The organism is Segatella cerevisiae, assembly GCF_024054555.1.
Taxonomy (GTDB): Bacteria; Bacteroidota; Bacteroidia; order Bacteroidales; family Bacteroidaceae; genus Prevotella; species Prevotella cerevisiae.
Genome location: NZ_JAMXLY010000026.1, coordinates 25,263 through 42,527, shown reverse-complemented (window position 1 = coordinate 42,527; position 17,265 = coordinate 25,263). Strand labels below are relative to the sequence as shown.

The window sequence follows — 17,265 nt, the reverse complement described above, 5'->3', positions numbered from 1 at the left end:
TTGAAGGGATAAACAACAAAATCAAGACAATGAAAAGACAGGCGTATGGATATCGGGATGAGAAGTTTTTTGAACTCAAAATTTTATCGCTACATGATAAAAACTACGCATTTGTCGGATGAACCATTTATAATTAATTGTTGATAATGAAAAGAACATTCTTATTAGCCTTCTTACTTTTACCCCTTATCGTTGCCGCCCAATCGATAAAGAACGGTGGTGTAAAATTATCACCTGCCAAACGCAATATTGTAGACAGCAGCAATGTACGCGTCTATTATAAAATGACCTGGGCCGTTGACCCTACGGCACCAAATACCAAGAGCGAAGCACAGACCGTCTTGCTGATCGGAAACAATGATATTCAATTTTGTGATCTGCCCAACCTGATGCTCGATTCACTCACGGATGCGACATATTACAACAAAGAAACCTCAGCTGCCTATTTCTCTAAAGCTTTTCCGATCATCCGCCAAAAGTGCTATGGACTCAACGTCGTCAAGTCACTCCATTCCGATGCAGCTACCATTCAAGACAACCGGGGTGGTGTCATACATTTCATTTATTCTGACAACATCCCCGCTATCCATTGGCAACTCATGGATGGGGATACGCTCATAGCTGGACAAGACTGCAAAAAGGCCACAACACGATACCGCGGACGAGACTATGTGGCATGGTATGCAGATAAAATAGCCCTCCCTTTCGGACCTTATGTTTTCGGTGGTCTGCCGGGACTGATCATGAAAGTCAGTGATACCAAAGGTTATTTTGACTATGAACTCAACGGATTGGAGCAACGCAGTCATAAAGAACCGATCTATCTTTTCGTCAACCGGAAAGAGGTGAAGACCACCAGAGAAGGCGACAGAAAAGGCTACAAGAATTATTGCGATCACCCTGACGAGGCGTCCAAGGCATTTATTCACACTTTGGATGATGACTCTGATCCGACACCTCCAAAGCCTTATAATCCTATGGAATTGGAATGAGCAGGTGGATATGTCTATTCTTGATGTTACTGAAGTGCCTGTGCAATGCAGCACAGGATGCCGGGACTTATTCGGGGAGAGTGACAGATGCAAAGGGAACCTCCATCGGCTACGTGACTTGCAAGAGTTGTGATGCTCAGGGCAAGACCCTTTCCTACTGCATCACTGACCATGAAGGAAAATACACATTATCGGTGCCTCATGGGACAAATTCCTTGCTCTTTTCACGAGTGGGTTATGTCTCAGTGAAATTGCCTCGGAGCAAGATCCGTCAGATTCAGACGATCGTGATGGAACCATCCGTCGTGGCATTAAAAGGCATAGAGGTACAGGTAAAGCCTATCCGACAACACGGGGATACCCTGATCTACAATGTAGCCTCCTTCAAAAGCAAGGACGACAAATATATAGAAGACGTACTGAAGAAACTGCCGGGCGTCAAAGTCTCTACCAACGGTTCTGTGTCTTACATGGGGAAAAGCATCAACCAGTTGAATATCGAAGGCCAGAATCTCATGGGGAACAGATACAATGTGGTGACGAGAAACATGCCTGTGGACGCCGTCTCGCAGATAGAGGTTCTGGAAGACAATCAACCTGTGCGTGCCCTGCAAGGAAAAGTGCCGAGTGATCGTGCCACATTGGACATCAAGTTGAATGCCGGCTACAAGGCGAAGCCTTTCGGTGAGGCCTATTTGTCCGGAGGAAGTGGCGATAAGATCTTGGGAAACGGCAGGCTCACCGGCATTCTGGTAGACAAGCGAAAGCAGGTATTGGTCAATCTGAAGGCCAATAACAGCGGTGAAGACATCTCCTCAGACCTCACTGCGCACGACCTGTCAGATGATGAGACATGGAACGCTGCATCACCCCTACCGCTCATCTCTCAATTGGAAGCCCCTTCTCTGCCCATCAGTGCCTCCCGGTATCTCTGGAACCACTCGATGTTGCTGACAGTGAACCGTCTGTATAGGCTCTCCCAATATGGTTCTCTGAAATACAATGTGTCCTTTGCCGACGACAGGAAGAACACGTCAGACAGCAGTTATGTGTATTATGGCAGCAATCAACCCGTGGAAGTTTTTGAAAGCCGCCATCAGAATGATGGCAATTATGCGGCACTGGGCACGATAGAGTATGAACTCAATGCCAAACAGACATATCTGAAAGATGCTCTGAACGGCAGTTTCTCTTCCGTCAGCCAAAAGGGTGCCCAAAGAGGCAATGTGCAACAGTTGGACGTCAGCACTGCGCACCATCCGCTGCAAGTGTCCAATCAACTCCAGGCAACTTTCAACACCCGACGGCAAACGTATGAGTTGTTGTCCACAATCAACTATGTCGGACAGCACGAGTCGATGGACTTGTCCGGTTCTCCTGTGTATACCGGCAACACGTGGGTCAATTCCTCCCGTCTGGAGACAGACAATCATCTGAAGGTCTCCCTGCCTTTCTTCAAACAGCAATTGGACCTGACTATAGGCAGCACAGGACGGAAAGACCATCTGCAAACCAAAGATGGCAGTTATGACTACAACTATCTGACCTTTTACGCCAGTCCCTCATTTGTGATACGTTACGGTAAAGGCTATGTGAGTTTGGGCGGGAAGATGATGTATATGAGGACAACGCTGCCGGCAAGCCGCGAGAAGCATGAGGACAAATGGCTGTTCTCTCCAGAGTTTAACTGGCGGCACACCTTCTCTCCTGCTTGGGAGATCAGAATGAGATCGGCACTTGCTTCCAGCGCCTCAACGGAAAACATCGCACCGGTCATGCTCCGCACAGACTACCGGACGCTCTCGCAAATGGCAGACTCCACGAATTGGATCTATCGCTCGATGAGTTCGGCATCCCTTGCCTACCATAATGTCATCTCACTCCTCAACTGGGATCTCTTCGTTTACTATACGACTTACAGGAGGAGTTATTGCCGGCAGTATACCTATACGGAAGATTTTTCCTTATCACAACCCCTATGGCATTCCACCACACAGAAAACACTGCAGATCCTGACTTCCCTGGACAAGTCCTTCTATAACACAGGACTGACACTGAAATCTTCCCTCGTCTACAGCCGCATGATCTTGCCAATAGCCCAGAACGGCTTGTTCCGGGAAGCACGGTCGAATGCTGTAAGTGCATCGGCGGCACTTTATGAGAACAAATGGAAATGGGTGAACTTCTCAAATATCCTGACCGGCAATCTCACATGGCAGGACAAAAACCAGTATCTTGACCGCACACTGCTGAAGAGTTATTCGGATATCGGCACACTGAGTCTCTATCCTGTGGCACATTTCTCCGTCCGTATCGCCTTAGACTACAGTTGTGCGGAACTGTCAAAGGGGCACTACCAGCATCTCACCTTCCTGGACATGGGTTGTCAGTGGAGGGTAAGCAACGGACTGGACCTGGACCTGAAAGCCTCGAACATCCTCAATAGGAAACGCTATAAACAGGCTGAATATAATGGTCTGGATTACAACTATTATCAAGTGGCTCTTAGAGGATGTGAGGTCATGGCGGGCCTGCGATTCAATTTCTGATCTGATCAAATGATTTTACCTAGGCAACAAAAGAATGGCATCAACGCCGAAAGACTTATTGGCATCAGGATACCTTTGCCTAGGCAAAATATAAGAAAAACGGAATTGAATCATATGCTTAAGTGCGTATTCATTAAACGCACTCTATTTATTTGGAAAGTAACTTACGCTCCCCAATACAGCACATTAAAGTTAAAGGATACAATTTCTTAAATTAGTTATTCAAGTGCAGTCCCTTAACAAAGAATTTTTTCTTGAAAAATAATGCTATATTAACTAAACCTATCATTACAGGAACCTCTATAAGTGGTCCAATAACCGTTGCAAAAGCTTCTCCAGAATTAATTCCAAAAATAGCTACTGCGACCGCAATTGCTAATTCAAAGTTATTACTGGCTGCAGTAAATGAAAGGGTAGCACATTGCTCATAATTTGCTCCCGATTTTTTACTTATAAAAAAAGTTAGCAAAAACATTATAATAAAATAGATTACTAAAGGAATTGCAATATGGATAACATCCAACGGCATTTGAACGATGTATTCAGCTTTAAGAGAGAACATAACAATAATAACAAATAGCAATGCTATTAAGCTAAGTGGGGAAATTTTAGGAATAAATTTTGCATTATACCATTGCTCGTCTTTTAAATGGATTAAAATAAAGCGAGTGGAAAATCCGGTTACCATTGGTATACCCATATAAATTGATACACTTTTTAATATATCAATTATTGTAATTCGAGACACGGACTCATTTGCAGGTAATCCAAATAATTGTGGAAATATAACCATAAAAATATAGGCATATATCGAATACAGAAATATCTGAAATAATGAATTAAGTGCCACTAGTCCAGCTGCATATTGCCGGTCTCCTTGGGCAAGATCATTCCAAATAATCACCATTGCAATACAACGAGCTAGACCAATTAGTATTAGCCCATACATGTAATCTATATTGAAACGAAGAAAAGAAATAGAAAGTATAAACATTAGGATAGGCCCAATAATCCAATTTTGCAATAATGATAGTCCTAATATCTTTGTATTTGAAAAAACTTCACCTAATTTTTCATATTTTACTTTTGTAAATGAAGGATATATCATCAATATCAAGCCCAAAGCTATATAAATATTTGTAGTTCCGATTGTAAGACTACCCCAGATATAACTAATATAGGGAATAAAACATCCCAAGAGTAAACCCAAAACCATAGCCAAAAATATCCAAAAAGTCATATAATGGTCTAAAAAATTTATCCCTTTCTTCATAATATAATTTGTTAAATATAACACCTTAAAATTGAAATCTACCACAAAACGAATCCGTCCGACTATTTAAATATCATATCTTTATATTCTAGATTCATCATTCTTCCATTCAATTAGGACAGTATGTCTGTCTGAACGCTGGCAAACTTTCTTTATCCATTGTCGTTCACTTCTTGCTTTTTCTAAAAGGAACATGTCACTGGTTTGATTGAGTAAAACGCATTGATTAACTACCCACCATGTAGAATAAATTCCTGCTCGTTCAAGATCATCTTGTAGTCTTGAAGCTTCGTATACAGGTGTTGCTTCTGGCAATGTAACAATAATAACTTCTGTTTGGTATCGATCATGTAAACGTGGCAATAGATTTTTTACAGATTTTGGAGTAATTCCTTCTGTATGTAATATTTGACGATCATAGCTTTGCACAGAGCTAAGCAATAATAATGTATGGCCAGTAGGCGCTGTATCTATAACTACTATTTCTGCTGATGCTTTTTCCACGATATCTGCAAAAGCACGAAAAATCGCTATTTCTTGTGTACAAGGAGAACGAAGATCTTCTTCAATATAAGAAAAATCCGTAACCCCTGCTTTTTTAGCTTGCATCCTGACTTCATTTTTATATATTTCAAGTTGTTCTTGAGGATCAATCTTGCTAATATTAATTCCTGCATGAACAGCTAACTGATAGTTTAAATGATCAGCAGGATCTGTTGTCGTCAATCTAACCTTAGCCCCTCTTTCCTTAAGTCCAAATGCAATTTTTGTAGCGATAGTTGTTTTTCCCACTCCACCTTTACCCATCGTGAAAATAATACGCTTTCCACTTTTATAAATATCATCAATAAGGTCGTCTAAATGAGGACATTTGGGAATAGAACGAATGGCTTTTGCTTGAACATGTCTATCAGAAATAAAAAATCTACGAAGATTATTAATATTTGAAAGACTATAAGATCGTAAAGGCACTTTAACAACAGGAAAGGACTGGAGTTCTTGGGGGATGCCAATTATCGAGCGTTGTTGTTCTTTATAGATTTGTGAAGCCAAGTTGTCATTAGATTTTTTATCCATAAGTCCGTTGATAATAAGAAGTTGATTACGAATTCCTATTTGCTCTAATTCTAACGAAGCACGTGCAGCCTCTTTTAACGGTGCCATTTCAGGTCGACTTACTAGTATCAAAATAGTCCTTTTATCGTCAGAGAGATTTCTTACAGCCTGTTCGTAACTTTTTTTTCTTCCTCTTAAACCTGATAATTGACCAAGACATGAAACTCCGTATTTACTTGTTTTAATAAATGTATTCCATGCTGATGGCAGGCGAAGCATACGTAGAGTGTGGCCTGTAGGAGCAGTATCAAAAATAATATGATCATATTTGCAAGCAATTTTTTCACTTGATAAAAAATCAGAAAACTTATTGAAAGCTGCAATTTCTACAGTACAAGAACCTGAAAGTTGCTCTTCTATATTTTTAATGACAGATATTGGCAATAAATTTTCATAAAGTTTCAACACATGATTTTTATATTTGTTAGCAGCTTTTATGGGATCAATGTTAATAATTGTCAAGCTTGGTAAGGCTTTGATTGATAAGCCTTGCTCTGGAATTTTTTCTCCAAAAACATCTTCCAAATTTGATGCAGGATCAGTACTGATAAGCAACACCTGTTCTCCTTTATCAGCCATTGCTACAGCTGTAGCACATGCAATACTAGTCTTCCCAACTCCTCCTTTACCTGTGAAGAACAAGTATTTAAAAGTCATTAAATCTGAAATAGAATAAGATTTCATTTTCCTTTCCTTATTTTTTTTTGCTACAATTACAATGATTTACCTTCTCATTATTTTTAGCACAACATAAATAATTACTAGTAAGACTCTCTAGTTGAGAGATTGAAGATGACGGGACAATCATTAGATTTTTATCTGTCCATTCACTCATTTGCTTTGTGGAAGGATATTTCCCTTTAACAACAACCTTCCCGTCAACTAATGTGATAGGTAACACCTTTACTCCTTCCGAATTTAACATTTCATATACCTTCTGATTTTTCATAAAAGCCTGCGGTTCAGAACTTAAATTATACCGCTTGACAAATACTCCCATATTCTTTAGAGAGTCTACTAAAGTCGCAAATCTCAATAAATCTTTGTCTATGCTAGGACCACAAATACCAGTTGAGCAACACATAGCAGGATCAAAAATTTCTATTTTTTTCATTTTATTATGATCGTTATAATTAAAATTTGATATCTATTATATTATTCATAAGATATATTTCGTATATTTACGAACATTTAATCACTTCACAAAGACCAGAAGCAAATATTCCAAATATAATCTATTGATTAGAACATTTACATTTTTCTGTTTGAATTTTCTGAGAGAAAAAATTCAAGAAAAGTTCTCGTGCATAAATCCAATTTTCTTTATTAATACAATACTTTACCTTAGGAGGTACAATGGTGCCTTGTATTAATCCAGCATCTTTTAGCTCTTTTAGATGTTGACTAACAGTAGCTTGAGATATAGGTAGTTCGTTATTAATATCTCCAAAATAACATTCGTTCTGTTGTGCCAAGAATTGCAGAATTTGAACTCTAGCAGGATGGCCTAAAGCTTTGGCAAAACGAGCTATTTGATCAGTTTTAATTCCATATTCTCTTTTTTCATCCATCTTTATTATTATATTTTAAAATGTTTCTAACATTTATCAGAATAATCTACTTGCTATTATTCGTATTTCGCAAATATACGAATATCCATTTCTGCTTATACCATTTCAAATATATTTTTATAGTACTTTAACTTAATATCAGGGAATAATTTTCATTTTTTCAATTGATTTTTATTATTTGCCTAAAAGAATTCATATAGTTCACATAATTTACTAATCAGAAAATAGCAATTTCAGACGATCAATTAATGTATAAATCACTTTTTTAAACTCAAAAGCTCATATTAATTCCATAATGTAACCATAACAAACATTTTTATAATTAAAACTCCTTCTCAAATCATAAGGCATAATCGTTTATGCCGGAATAAATTTCAGAAACGTTCTTTTTTATATTATAACACCTCGTATTTGGATAACTCAAAAAAAACGCTAACCTTTGCATATCCGGAGAAAGTTCTCCGGAACCCCACTATCCGATATCAGCGCTGAGGAGAGCAGGAAAAGAACAATTGGCGCAAGCCGAATAGTGTGAATATTCTCAGTAAAAACCTTGCCATCCGGAAGATGAACGAGTTGGGAGGCCGGCATCAACCGTTTGTCTTCATTATCAGTTATGACCAGAACCAGTGTATTGTCCTCCAACCGGAAGAAGTTGATCCTAAAGAACTCCTTTATCATTTGGGGCCGTTTTCCAATGAACCGCCTCAATTCACTGGTCTGCAAACCAAGTCATTGGAGTGGAAAATTTATCCTCCCACTTTTGAACAGTACCGGAAAGCTTTTGACCATGTCCGGCAGAATGAGTTGAAAGGCAATTCTTACCTTGCCAACTTAACCGGTTGTACACGAGTGAAGACCAATATGACACTTCAGGAGATTTTCAGAATCTCGAAGGCAAAATACAAGGTATGGTTGAAACAGCAATTTACCGTTTTCTCGCCCGAGACCTTCGTGCAGATCAAAGGACGGAAGATCTATTCCTTTCCGATGAAGGGCACTATAGATGCCGCTATACCAAATGCGGCACACCACCTCCTGAATGACCCCAAGGAAAAAGCCGAGCATGCCACGATCACAGACCTGATCAGGAACGATCTCAGTAAAATAGCAGAGCATGTCACTGTGGAAAGATACCGCTATATCGAAACTATCAAGACCCACAGCCATACTCTCCTTGCGACAAGTTCGTGCATCTCCGGTGTCCTTCCCAGTGGATACTATACGCAGATTGGAGACCTGTTCTTCAGCCTCCTCCCTGCCGGTTCCATCACCGGTGCACCTAAAGACAAGACGGCTGAAATCATACATGAAGCAGAGCAGTATGAGCGTCACTTCTACACCGGTGTAACCGGTTATTTTGACGGTCAAGACCTCGACAGCGGGGTAATGATCCGATTCGTCGAACAAGAGGTTGACGGCAGCATGGTCTTCAAAAGCGGAGGTGGCATCACCGTCCGGAGCAATTGCGCGAAAGAGTATCTGGAATTAAAACAGAAAGCTGATGTACCGATTTATCGAAACACTGAGGATAGAGGATAAGAAGGTCTTTAACTTCGAAGCCCACAATCAGAGACTGAACAAGACTATCAGACATTTCAGTCCCCGATCACCGGAGATCGATCTCGGAGAACATATCTCCGCTGACCTTGTACAACGGACAAAATGCCATATCGTATACAGTGACCAAGTCCTCTCTGTCAGTTATCAACCCTATCACCCTCGCCCGGTCCACAGTCTGCAACTCATAGAATGTGATGCGATCGATTATGCCTATAAATATGAAGACAGGGACCTCCTTCTGTCTTTGTACGGTCAGCGTGGCCAATGTGATGATATTCTGATTGTAAAGAACGGCGTCATCACCGACACTAGCATAGCCAATATTGCCGTCTATGACGGAACGCAGTGGTACACCCCTGCCCATCCGCTCCTCCGAGGCACGCAACGAGAACTGCTGTTGCACCAAGGTCTGTTGACAGAAAGGGAGATCACGCCGGCAGAACTATTCAGTTACAGGAAACTCTGCACACTTAATGCCATGTTGGATTTCGAAGAAATGGAATTCGAAATATCTGACCAGACAATCAAACGGCCTTAAAGGACAGAAGACTGTTCATGAAAAGGCATTCTTTTTCCATAAAAACGGACAATATCTACAAAAATACACTACCTTTGTAATCATCTGAACGAAGAAATCACAATTCAGGAATTCTAATCAGATTCTAATATTACGGCATTGCATAAGACACTGAAAAAACGTATTTTTGCAATGGATTTGTCTTTCTTACAATAAAGGGTCTATGGAATCTATACTGGTCATAGAAGATGAGCAACGCGTGGCCTCGCTTCTCAAGCAGGGCTTGGAAGAGAGCGGTTATCAGGTGAGGGTCGCCTATGACGGACTGACGGGATTGCGTCTTTTCAGAGAAAACAAATTCAATCTGGTCATTTCAGACATTATCCTCCCCGGAATGAGCGGCTTCGATCTCTGCCGTCAGATCAGAAGTCTCGTCCCGCAAATCCCGATCCTCATCCTGACGGCTTTAGGATCTACAGATGACAAACTTGAAGGGTTTGACGTCGGAGCCGATGATTACATGGTCAAACCTTTTGACTTCAGAGAACTCAATGCCAGAATCAAGGTCTTGCTGAAGCGCCGGAGTTCTGATGAGACTGCCAAACAACCTGAAGAAATCCACTACGCTGACCTTACCATCCATCTGGGTACAAAGAAGGTCACGAGGAACGATACGGAGATCAAACTCTCACCTAAAGAATATTATCTGCTGCTCTACATGGTGGAGAATGCCGACAGGGTCCTCAGCCGTGCAGAGATCGCTGATCAAGTCTGGCATACCCATTTCGATACAGGCACCAACTTTATTGATGTTTATATCAATTATCTGAGAAAGAAGATCGACCGGAATTTTGATACAAAACTCATCCATACTCGAACCGGGTTCGGATTTATACTCACTGACAAGCCATGAAGATCAAGTTGAAACTCACTTTGGAATATTCTGCCATCACAACCCTTCTCTTTCTGACGGCAATGGTATCCGTCTACTATGTCAGTGCACGGACCCGCAGTGAGACTTTTTACAGAAGTCTCGAACAGGAAGCGATCACTAAAGCTCATCTGTTTCTGAGCGGTAAGATCAACCCTTCCATCATGCATTCCATTTACCTCAACAACAAAAATTTCATCAATGAGGTGGAAGTTGTCGTCTATCAACCTCCCTTCCATATGCTCTACCATGATGAACTGAAAAGTGATATTATCAAGGAGACTCCCGGCATGATGAACCGGATTCTCAAGCAGAAAAGGATTCATTTCAAGGTCGGGAAATACCAGGCTGTCGGGATCACCTACCATTTCCGGAAGAAGCAATATATCATCACGGCTGCAGCCTATGACCAATATGGGATCACCAATATGATCGCCCTGAGAAACTTGCTTATCTGGTTTTCCATCGTCGGCATCTCCCTTTTAGGACTTGCAGGATACATCTTGGCACGCCTCGCCTTTGCCCCAGTTAAGGTGTTGTCTGACGAAGCCGAAAACATCACTGCCAAAGATATCAACAAGCGGCTTCCGGTAAAAGACGACCGCGATGAGGTCGGAGAACTCAGCATCGCTTTCAACCGCTTGCTGGATCGCCTCGAGAAAGCCTTCAAGTCACAAAAGATGTTTGTAAGCAATGTCTCCCATGAGCTCCGGACGCCTATGGCAGCCCTGATAGCAGAACTGGAATTGGCCGTATTCAAGAAAAGGACATCCGAAGAGTACGAAGAGGCTATACAAAGGGCCTTGCTCGATGCACATCACGTCGTCAAATTGATTACGGGGTTATTGAACCTTGCAAAAGCCGATTACCTGCCGGAACAGATCAAAATGAAAAATATCCGGTTGGACGAGCAACTTCTCGATGCAAGGGAAACCGTACTTAAGGCTAATCCGGACTATAAAGTCGAACTCATATTCGAGAACGAGGCTGAAGACGACTCTGTCCTGACGGTTTCCGGCAACAGTTACCTTCTGACGACAGCCTTCATCAACTTAATCGAAAACAACTGCAAGTTTTCTCCGAATCATACCTCCTCCGTACATATCTCCTATTGGGAGAAAGTCTCTATTCTGAGATTTACGGATAACGGAATAGGCATCTCTGAAAAAGACCAGAAAGAGATTTTCAAACCTTTCTACAGAGGAGAGAATCAAGACTACACTTCCGGGCACGGTATCGGCATGGCTTTGTGTTTCAAAATCATTCAATTGCACAAAGGCACCATCGAAATCAATTCCCTGAAAGGTGAAGGGACAACCTATATCGTCAGTCTGCCTCATATCCCCAGTCCTTCATTCTAATGGTTTTCTAATAGAAGTCTAATTTTCCTCTAACCCTCTGGACAAGCGGATAGCCTTACCTTTGCAGCCGCAAAAGGTAAAAAGAACTATCAACTATTAAATGGAGAGTTTATTATGTGGAGAAAAAAAATGACAACCCGGTATGTATTCGATACCGCTAAAGTCTTCAGAGCTGCCATGCAACCTCTGGCAGGCATCTATTCTTATTTCAAGACTACTCCCAATGGTCTGGATACCGATGAGGTAAAAGACAGAAACCGACAATATGGCCCTAATGATATCGCTCATGAGCACCGTAAAAACCCCATTCTACTCTTTATCTCTGCTTTCATCAATCCTTTCACGGGTATCCTGACTGCACTTGCCATCATCTCCTTCATCCTCGATGTCGCAATGGCTGCGCCGGGACAAAAGAACTGGACCTCCGTCATTATCATATCCGGGATTATCATTATCAGTGCGATCCTGAGATTCTGGCAGGAGACAAAGGCAAGGCTTGCCACGAACGGTCTGATGAAAATGGTGACCAATACCTGTAGTGTATTGCGGTCCGGAGAACCGGAACAAGAAATAGATATCTGCGAACTGGTACCAGGCGACTTGGTCAGGGTAGCTGCAGGAGATATGATTCCGGCAGACCTGCGGATCATAGAGTCAAAAGATCTGTTTGTCGGTCAGTCCTCACTCACAGGCGAGTCAGAACCGGTAGAAAAAGTTTCCGTCCCTGAGAATGTTTCGGAAAATACCGGTAATGTATTGGAATTGAAGAATATCTGTTTTATGGGTTCCAATGTGATCAGTGGGACAGCTAAAGGCATTGTCTTCGCGACAGGCAGTCACAGTTATCTGGGAACCATTGCCAAGACCATTACCAATAAGCGCGTGACGACAGCCTTTGATAAAGGCATCAGCAAAGTCAGTTATCTGCTGATCCGGTTCATGTTGTTCATGATACCTTTCGTCTTCCTGATTAACGGTTTTACAAAGGGCGACTGGTTGCAGGCCTTTCTCTTCGCCGTCTCAGTAGCTGTCGGTTTGACTCCTGCCATGCTGCCGATGATCGTTACAGGTAACCTGGCAAAAGGTGCCATCACCATGTCCAAGAAAAAGACTATCGTCAAAGACCTGAATGCCATACAGAATTTCGGTGCCATGCATATCCTTTGTACGGACAAGACAGGTACCCTGACTTGTGACCGTATTGTCTTGGAAAGGTATCTGAAAGCAGACGGACAAGACGATGAAGACAAACAGGTCTTACGCCACGCGTACTACAACAGTTATTTCCAGACAGGATTAAAGAACCTGATGGACCAAGCCATCCTTTCCCATGTCAAGGAACTAGGGATGGAAAATGTCAAGGATCAGTATACCAAGGTGGATGAAATCCCCTTCGACTTCCAACGGCGGCGCATGTCTGTCGTGATCGAAGACCGGAACGGGAAACGCCAGATCATCACGAAAGGTGCCGTGGAAGAAATGCTGTCTATCTGTTCCTTTGAGGAAATCAAAGGCAAGATACTGCCTCTCGAACCGGAACGGAAGGATAGAGCAGAAAAAGTCAGCAGGGCACTCAACCAAGAAGGCATGCGCGTCCTGGCAGTGGCCCAAAAGAGTTTCCCGACGAAAGACCATGACTTCGCCGTTAAAGACGAAAACGAGATGGTGCTGATCGGATTCCTGGCTTTTCTGGACCCCCTCAAGCCTTCTGCTACAGAAGCTATCAAACAGTTACATGAAAACGGAGTAGAAGTGAAGATCCTCTCCGGTGACAATGATATCATCGTCAAGAATGTCGGCAGACAGGTCGGTATTGATACCCGCCTAGCCATTACCGGTATGGAAATCGAACATCTGACAGACGATGATCTGAAACCTATCGTCAGGAAATGCAAATTGTTCTCCAAACTGACGCCCCTACAAAAGACACGTATCATCAGTCTTCTGCAGAACCAGGGGAATACGGTAGGTTTCCTGGGGGACGGCATCAACGACGCTTCGGCATTGAGACAGGCGGACATCGGAATATCAGTAGACTCAGCTGTAGACATCGCCAAGGAAAGCGCTGACATCATCCTTCTCAAGAAGGATCTGTTGGTACTGGAGGCTGGCGTCATCGAAGGACGGAAGACTTTCGGAAATATCATCAAGTACATCAAGATGACAGCCAGTTCCAACTTCGGGAATATGTTCAGTATGATGGTTGCAAGTGCGTTCTTGCCCTTCCTGCCTATGTTGCCGGTGCAGGTACTCATCCAGAACTTTCTGTACGATATCTCTCAAGTTGTCATTCCATTTGACCGGATGGACCCTGAATACCTTAGAAAACCCCGGATATGGGATGCTTCAGACCTGAGCAGGTTCATGATCTGCATCGGGCCTATCAGTTCTATCTTTGACATTACGACATTTCTGATCTTATGGTACATCTTCGGTTATGACAGCCAAGTCCATCAGAGTTTTTTCCAAAGTGGGTGGTTCATCGAAGGTCTCCTCTCTCAGACTCTGATCGTGCACATGATCCGCACGCCGAAGATCCCATTCCTGCAAAGTCGTGCAACATGGCCGGTTACGTTATTGACCTTAGTGATCATGGCAGTTGGTATCGGCATCCCCTATACATCTATCGGACGTTCTTTAGGTTTCGGGTCAATGCCTTTGAATTACTTTCCTTGGCTTTTCGGAATCTTACTCGCTTACTGTCTGACCATTCAATTCGTCAAGAAAATATACATGAGACGTCTTCACAGATGGCTGTAACCACCCTTAAGGATTTCCTTTCTCAACAGTATGGGCAGAAGCATCTGTCGTAGAAATAATACAAGTTTAAACTAGGACATAAAGAAAGTCATTGATGATTTTCTTTATTTCCTTTTTGTGAAACATACTCTTAATACTCGGATAAGATTTATCCTAATCTTGGTCATATTTATAGGCATTTATTGTTACATCTATGGGATCTTGAGAGAATCTGAATTCTAACAATTATACAAAATGAGTTCTTTATACGATAAACTCATTTCTTTCTAAGTAAAAGTAAATATTTAACTATTAAAATTTTTATTTCTTCACTATTTTTTTTACTTTTGTAACATTATAACATATCTTAATAATTTCTACCAATTTCATGGAAGAATAATCTCACTGATTAAAGTTTTCTAATAGATTTGTGCCATAAGGTATACCAATATGATTATAAATCAAATTCTCCTACAAAGGCTTCAGGAAGGTGACCAGAAATCTTTTGATAAGATATTTTTGCAGTATTATCCCAAAGTCCAATTATTTATTAATGGAATTATCCACCAAAAAGAAGATTCAGAAAATATTGCACAAGATATCTTCATAAAATTATGGCAAAACCGTTCAACAGTGGATAGAATTCAAAATTTCGACTCCTATATTTTTACTGTCTCCAAACATGCCGCTTTCAATTATTTGAGAAAAGAAGTATACCATAATTCAGAATCTATTAATCGCATCGCTTCACAGGAAGATTATTCTATAGAGGATGAAATGATGGCTAAAAGTTTATTGGAATATATAAGAAAAGCCATTAATAGCATGCCGGATCAACGTAAAAATGTTTTTCTACTGAGTCGTATCGAAGGTCTGTCTAATGAGGAAATAGCCAACAAGTTACATATCAGCAAACGAACCGTTGAGAATCATATCTACAGTACTCTCTGTTATTTAAAAAGGCTGATTATATTTTTTCTATTCATTTGCTCAACTTTCGCAAGTGAATAACTCACGAAGCGACTTTATAAATATTCAAAAGTTTATGGAACTTGGGATTTCCATCAATCAAGGCTGAGAGCAGTTCACCGGCATCAGCGGACACGATTTCTGCCACTTCAAGAACGGCATCCAGGATAAGTTCCCATATTTTGTCCGTTACGGACAATTCTAGAGTGTTCCCGGTAGTCTCATTAAAGAGTTCACCGAGCGTTTCATACGATTCAAACCTTTTGACCGTACACAGTATATTGTACTGCATCATGGCCAGTGTAATACCGGCTATCTGTGCTGAAAAGTGAACGGACTGGCATTTTCCAAATCCGAACAGGGACTTTTCATCGTGATAGGCTACTTCCGTGGCCCATCTCATGGAGTAAATCCTGTATGCCCTTAGGAAACTGAGACTCAGGTCCGTAGTCAACAGTCCGTTCCATTGTCCGTTGCGTCCTCTCTTACAAAAGAACAGGCGGACTGTGGTGCGGGCAAACTTCACGTCAATCGTCAGATAAGTGCATTTGAGCGTAGTATTATACTTGCAGAGCTTCCTGCCGTGGAACTTCCGGATGATTTCCTTGGCCGTAAGAAGTCCATATTCGGTTTGATAACGGGTCTTGCCCAGTTTGACCATGCCCAGAAGATTACATTTGATATGACGGGAAGTAATCAGACGGACAAAACCGGCATTGGTAAACCAGCTATCCATCAGCAGATAGTCGAAACGGATACCCTTCCTGATGGCGTACTTCACCATTTCAACGGCCTTGTCTGTCTTTTTCATACTGTATTCCCCGATGCGCCGTGCAACTTCCCTCCCGTCATGATTCTCGCTAAAACGGGCATTACGCTCCTTGTTGGTGAGACCCTGCTTCCTGTCCGGGTTCTTTCCGTTCTCTCCATGGAGGGAGAAATCGAGCATCAGCTGGCTCATGCCGTCAGAGAGCAACAGTGTAAGGCACTTGTAGCCAAGGATACTCCCATGACGGACATGGGAGTATATCCGACCGATCAGCTCGGATTTCCTGCCCGTCTTCGGGAGGTCGGTATCATCTATTATCAGACAGACAGGCTTATCATGGGGCGACACGGTATTCCTGCTGATTTTCCTGAGCAGCTGAAGATTCATCGAATAAAGCAGGCTGCGCCACTTGACGTTGTCATCATTTATAAAACGATAGAACATGTCCTTCTCACACAGGAATATCCTACCCAGTGAGGAACAGGAATACCTGAATGCATTCTTCACCGCAAAGAACGGGAACAACATGAGAAGACTGAGCACCTGCAGGCTGGTAAACCGGCAGTTCCCTTTCTTCTCGGCTCCTATTTGCCCCGGGCGTATGTTTATATGTTCCATTACACTCATTATGCTGTCTATTGCACGATTGTTGTCATTTTCTGAGAAAAAACTTCTCAAATCTGATAGAATTGTAGTATCTTTGTTCACGGCTTCAAAGTTTGTGCTTTATTCTTTTGCGATTATAAAGTTACTCATTTTCAATGAGTTATACAAATTTTGAAGCCTCTTTTATTCCAAATTTATGTTAACTTATGCAACTGGTTCTTCACTTGCGAAACTTAAATTCATTTACTTAAAACAGTAGTAAACCATTTCATTCTCTTTATCAAAAACGAATCTCTGTTTTTTCATCAA

General features: G+C 41.8%; 14 protein-coding genes. 9 read left to right on the top strand and 5 right to left on the bottom strand.

All coding sequences use genetic code 11. From position 1 onward, the window contains the following. Positions 1-8 precede the first annotated feature (8 nt). From NG821_RS07825 to NG821_RS07815, 3 genes are read left to right on the top strand one after another with little or no spacing between them, the layout of a single operon-like run. Positions 9-122, top strand: a complete 114-nt coding sequence (locus tag NG821_RS07825; RefSeq protein ID WP_394802071.1) for a transposase — start codon at positions 9-11, stop codon at positions 120-122. A 24-nt stretch (positions 123-146) separates the two neighbouring features. Next, on the top strand, positions 147-992 hold the full coding sequence (locus NG821_RS07820; RefSeq protein WP_252761101.1) for a GLPGLI family protein: 846 nt from the start codon (positions 147-149) through the stop codon (positions 990-992). A gap of 20 nt (positions 993-1,012) precedes the next feature. Then, positions 1,013-3,541, top strand: coding sequence for a TonB-dependent receptor (locus tag NG821_RS07815; RefSeq protein WP_252761100.1), 2,529 nt, complete (start codon positions 1,013-1,015; stop codon positions 3,539-3,541). A 214-nt stretch (positions 3,542-3,755) separates the two neighbouring features. Here NG821_RS07815 and arsB read toward each other — a convergent pair whose 3' ends face one another. The 4 genes from arsB to NG821_RS07795 all read right to left on the bottom strand — a co-directional run bounded on the left by arsB (position 3,756) and on the right by NG821_RS07795 (position 7,501). Beyond that, on the bottom strand, positions 3,756-4,814 hold the full coding sequence (gene arsB / locus NG821_RS07810; protein ID WP_252761099.1) for an ACR3 family arsenite efflux transporter: 1,059 nt from the start codon (positions 4,812-4,814) through the stop codon (positions 3,756-3,758). Positions 4,815-4,895: 81 nt separating this feature from the next. Then, positions 4,896-6,614, bottom strand: a complete 1,719-nt coding sequence (gene arsA, locus NG821_RS07805; protein WP_252761098.1) for an arsenical pump-driving ATPase — start codon at positions 6,612-6,614, stop codon at positions 4,896-4,898. A gap of 10 nt (positions 6,615-6,624) precedes the next feature. Next, a complete protein-coding gene (arsD, locus tag NG821_RS07800; protein ID WP_262921875.1) occupies positions 6,625-7,044 on the bottom strand; it encodes an arsenite efflux transporter metallochaperone ArsD in 420 nt (139 codons plus the stop codon). A gap of 121 nt (positions 7,045-7,165) precedes the next feature. After that, positions 7,166-7,501 carry an ArsR/SmtB family transcription factor gene (locus NG821_RS07795; RefSeq protein ID WP_252761097.1) on the bottom strand — a complete coding sequence of 112 codons (336 nt, stop codon included), beginning with the start codon at positions 7,499-7,501 and terminating at the stop codon, positions 7,166-7,168. Positions 7,502-8,032: 531 nt separating this feature from the next. Between NG821_RS07795 and NG821_RS07790 the strand changes: the two genes are divergently transcribed. The 6 genes from NG821_RS07790 (at position 8,033) to NG821_RS07765 (ending at position 15,623) form a co-directional block, all read left to right on the top strand. Next, positions 8,033-9,043, top strand: a complete 1,011-nt coding sequence (locus NG821_RS07790; protein ID WP_252761096.1) for an aminodeoxychorismate synthase component I — start codon at positions 8,033-8,035, stop codon at positions 9,041-9,043. Next, the gene (locus NG821_RS07785; protein ID WP_252761095.1) at positions 9,006-9,602 is read left to right on the top strand and encodes an aminotransferase class IV family protein; all 597 of its coding nucleotides are present in this window, start codon (positions 9,006-9,008) and stop codon (positions 9,600-9,602) included. Before NG821_RS07790 ends, NG821_RS07785 begins: the two co-directional genes overlap by 38 nt. A gap of 202 nt (positions 9,603-9,804) precedes the next feature. Then, complete coding sequence (locus NG821_RS07780) at positions 9,805-10,494, top strand: response regulator transcription factor (protein ID WP_252761094.1); 690 nt, start codon at positions 9,805-9,807, stop codon at positions 10,492-10,494. After that, on the top strand, positions 10,491-11,873 hold the full coding sequence (locus tag NG821_RS07775; RefSeq protein WP_252761093.1) for a sensor histidine kinase: 1,383 nt from the start codon (positions 10,491-10,493) through the stop codon (positions 11,871-11,873). The genes NG821_RS07780 and NG821_RS07775 overlap by 4 nt, the downstream gene beginning before the upstream one ends. A gap of 111 nt (positions 11,874-11,984) precedes the next feature. Then, on the top strand, positions 11,985-14,633 hold the full coding sequence (mgtA, locus tag NG821_RS07770; RefSeq protein WP_252761104.1) for a magnesium-translocating P-type ATPase: 2,649 nt from the start codon (positions 11,985-11,987) through the stop codon (positions 14,631-14,633). Positions 14,634-15,062: 429 nt separating this feature from the next. Then, on the top strand, positions 15,063-15,623 hold the full coding sequence (locus NG821_RS07765; protein ID WP_252761092.1) for an RNA polymerase sigma-70 factor: 561 nt from the start codon (positions 15,063-15,065) through the stop codon (positions 15,621-15,623). A 1-nt stretch (position 15,624) separates the two neighbouring features. Here the strand turns inward: NG821_RS07765 and NG821_RS07760 are convergent, their stop codons facing one another. Further along, positions 15,625-17,058, bottom strand: coding sequence for an IS4 family transposase (locus NG821_RS07760; RefSeq protein WP_449619108.1), 1,434 nt, complete (start codon positions 17,056-17,058; stop codon positions 15,625-15,627). Positions 17,059-17,265: the final 207 nt, after the last annotated feature.

What these genes read in the sequence shown, in the direction of transcription:
- NG821_RS07820 (WP_252761101.1), top strand. Translation starts at nt 147, where the DNA reads ATGAAAAGAACATTCTTATTAGCCTTCTTACTTTTACCCCTTATCGTT.
- arsB (WP_252761099.1), bottom strand. Translation starts at nt 4,814, where the DNA reads ATGAAGAAAGGGATAAATTTTTTAGACCATTATATGACTTTTTGGATA.
- arsA (WP_252761098.1), bottom strand. Translation starts at nt 6,614, where the DNA reads ATGAAATCTTATTCTATTTCAGATTTAATGACTTTTAAATACTTGTTC.
- arsD (WP_262921875.1), bottom strand. Translation starts at nt 7,044, where the DNA reads ATGAAAAAAATAGAAATTTTTGATCCTGCTATGTGTTGCTCAACTGGT.
- NG821_RS07795 (WP_252761097.1), bottom strand. Translation starts at nt 7,501, where the DNA reads ATGGATGAAAAAAGAGAATATGGAATTAAAACTGATCAAATAGCTCGT.
- NG821_RS07785 (WP_252761095.1), top strand. Translation starts at nt 9,006, where the DNA reads ATGTACCGATTTATCGAAACACTGAGGATAGAGGATAAGAAGGTCTTT.
- NG821_RS07780 (WP_252761094.1), top strand. Translation starts at nt 9,805, where the DNA reads ATGGAATCTATACTGGTCATAGAAGATGAGCAACGCGTGGCCTCGCTT.
- NG821_RS07775 (WP_252761093.1), top strand. Translation starts at nt 10,491, where the DNA reads ATGAAGATCAAGTTGAAACTCACTTTGGAATATTCTGCCATCACAACC.
- NG821_RS07765 (WP_252761092.1), top strand. Translation starts at nt 15,063, where the DNA reads ATGATTATAAATCAAATTCTCCTACAAAGGCTTCAGGAAGGTGACCAG.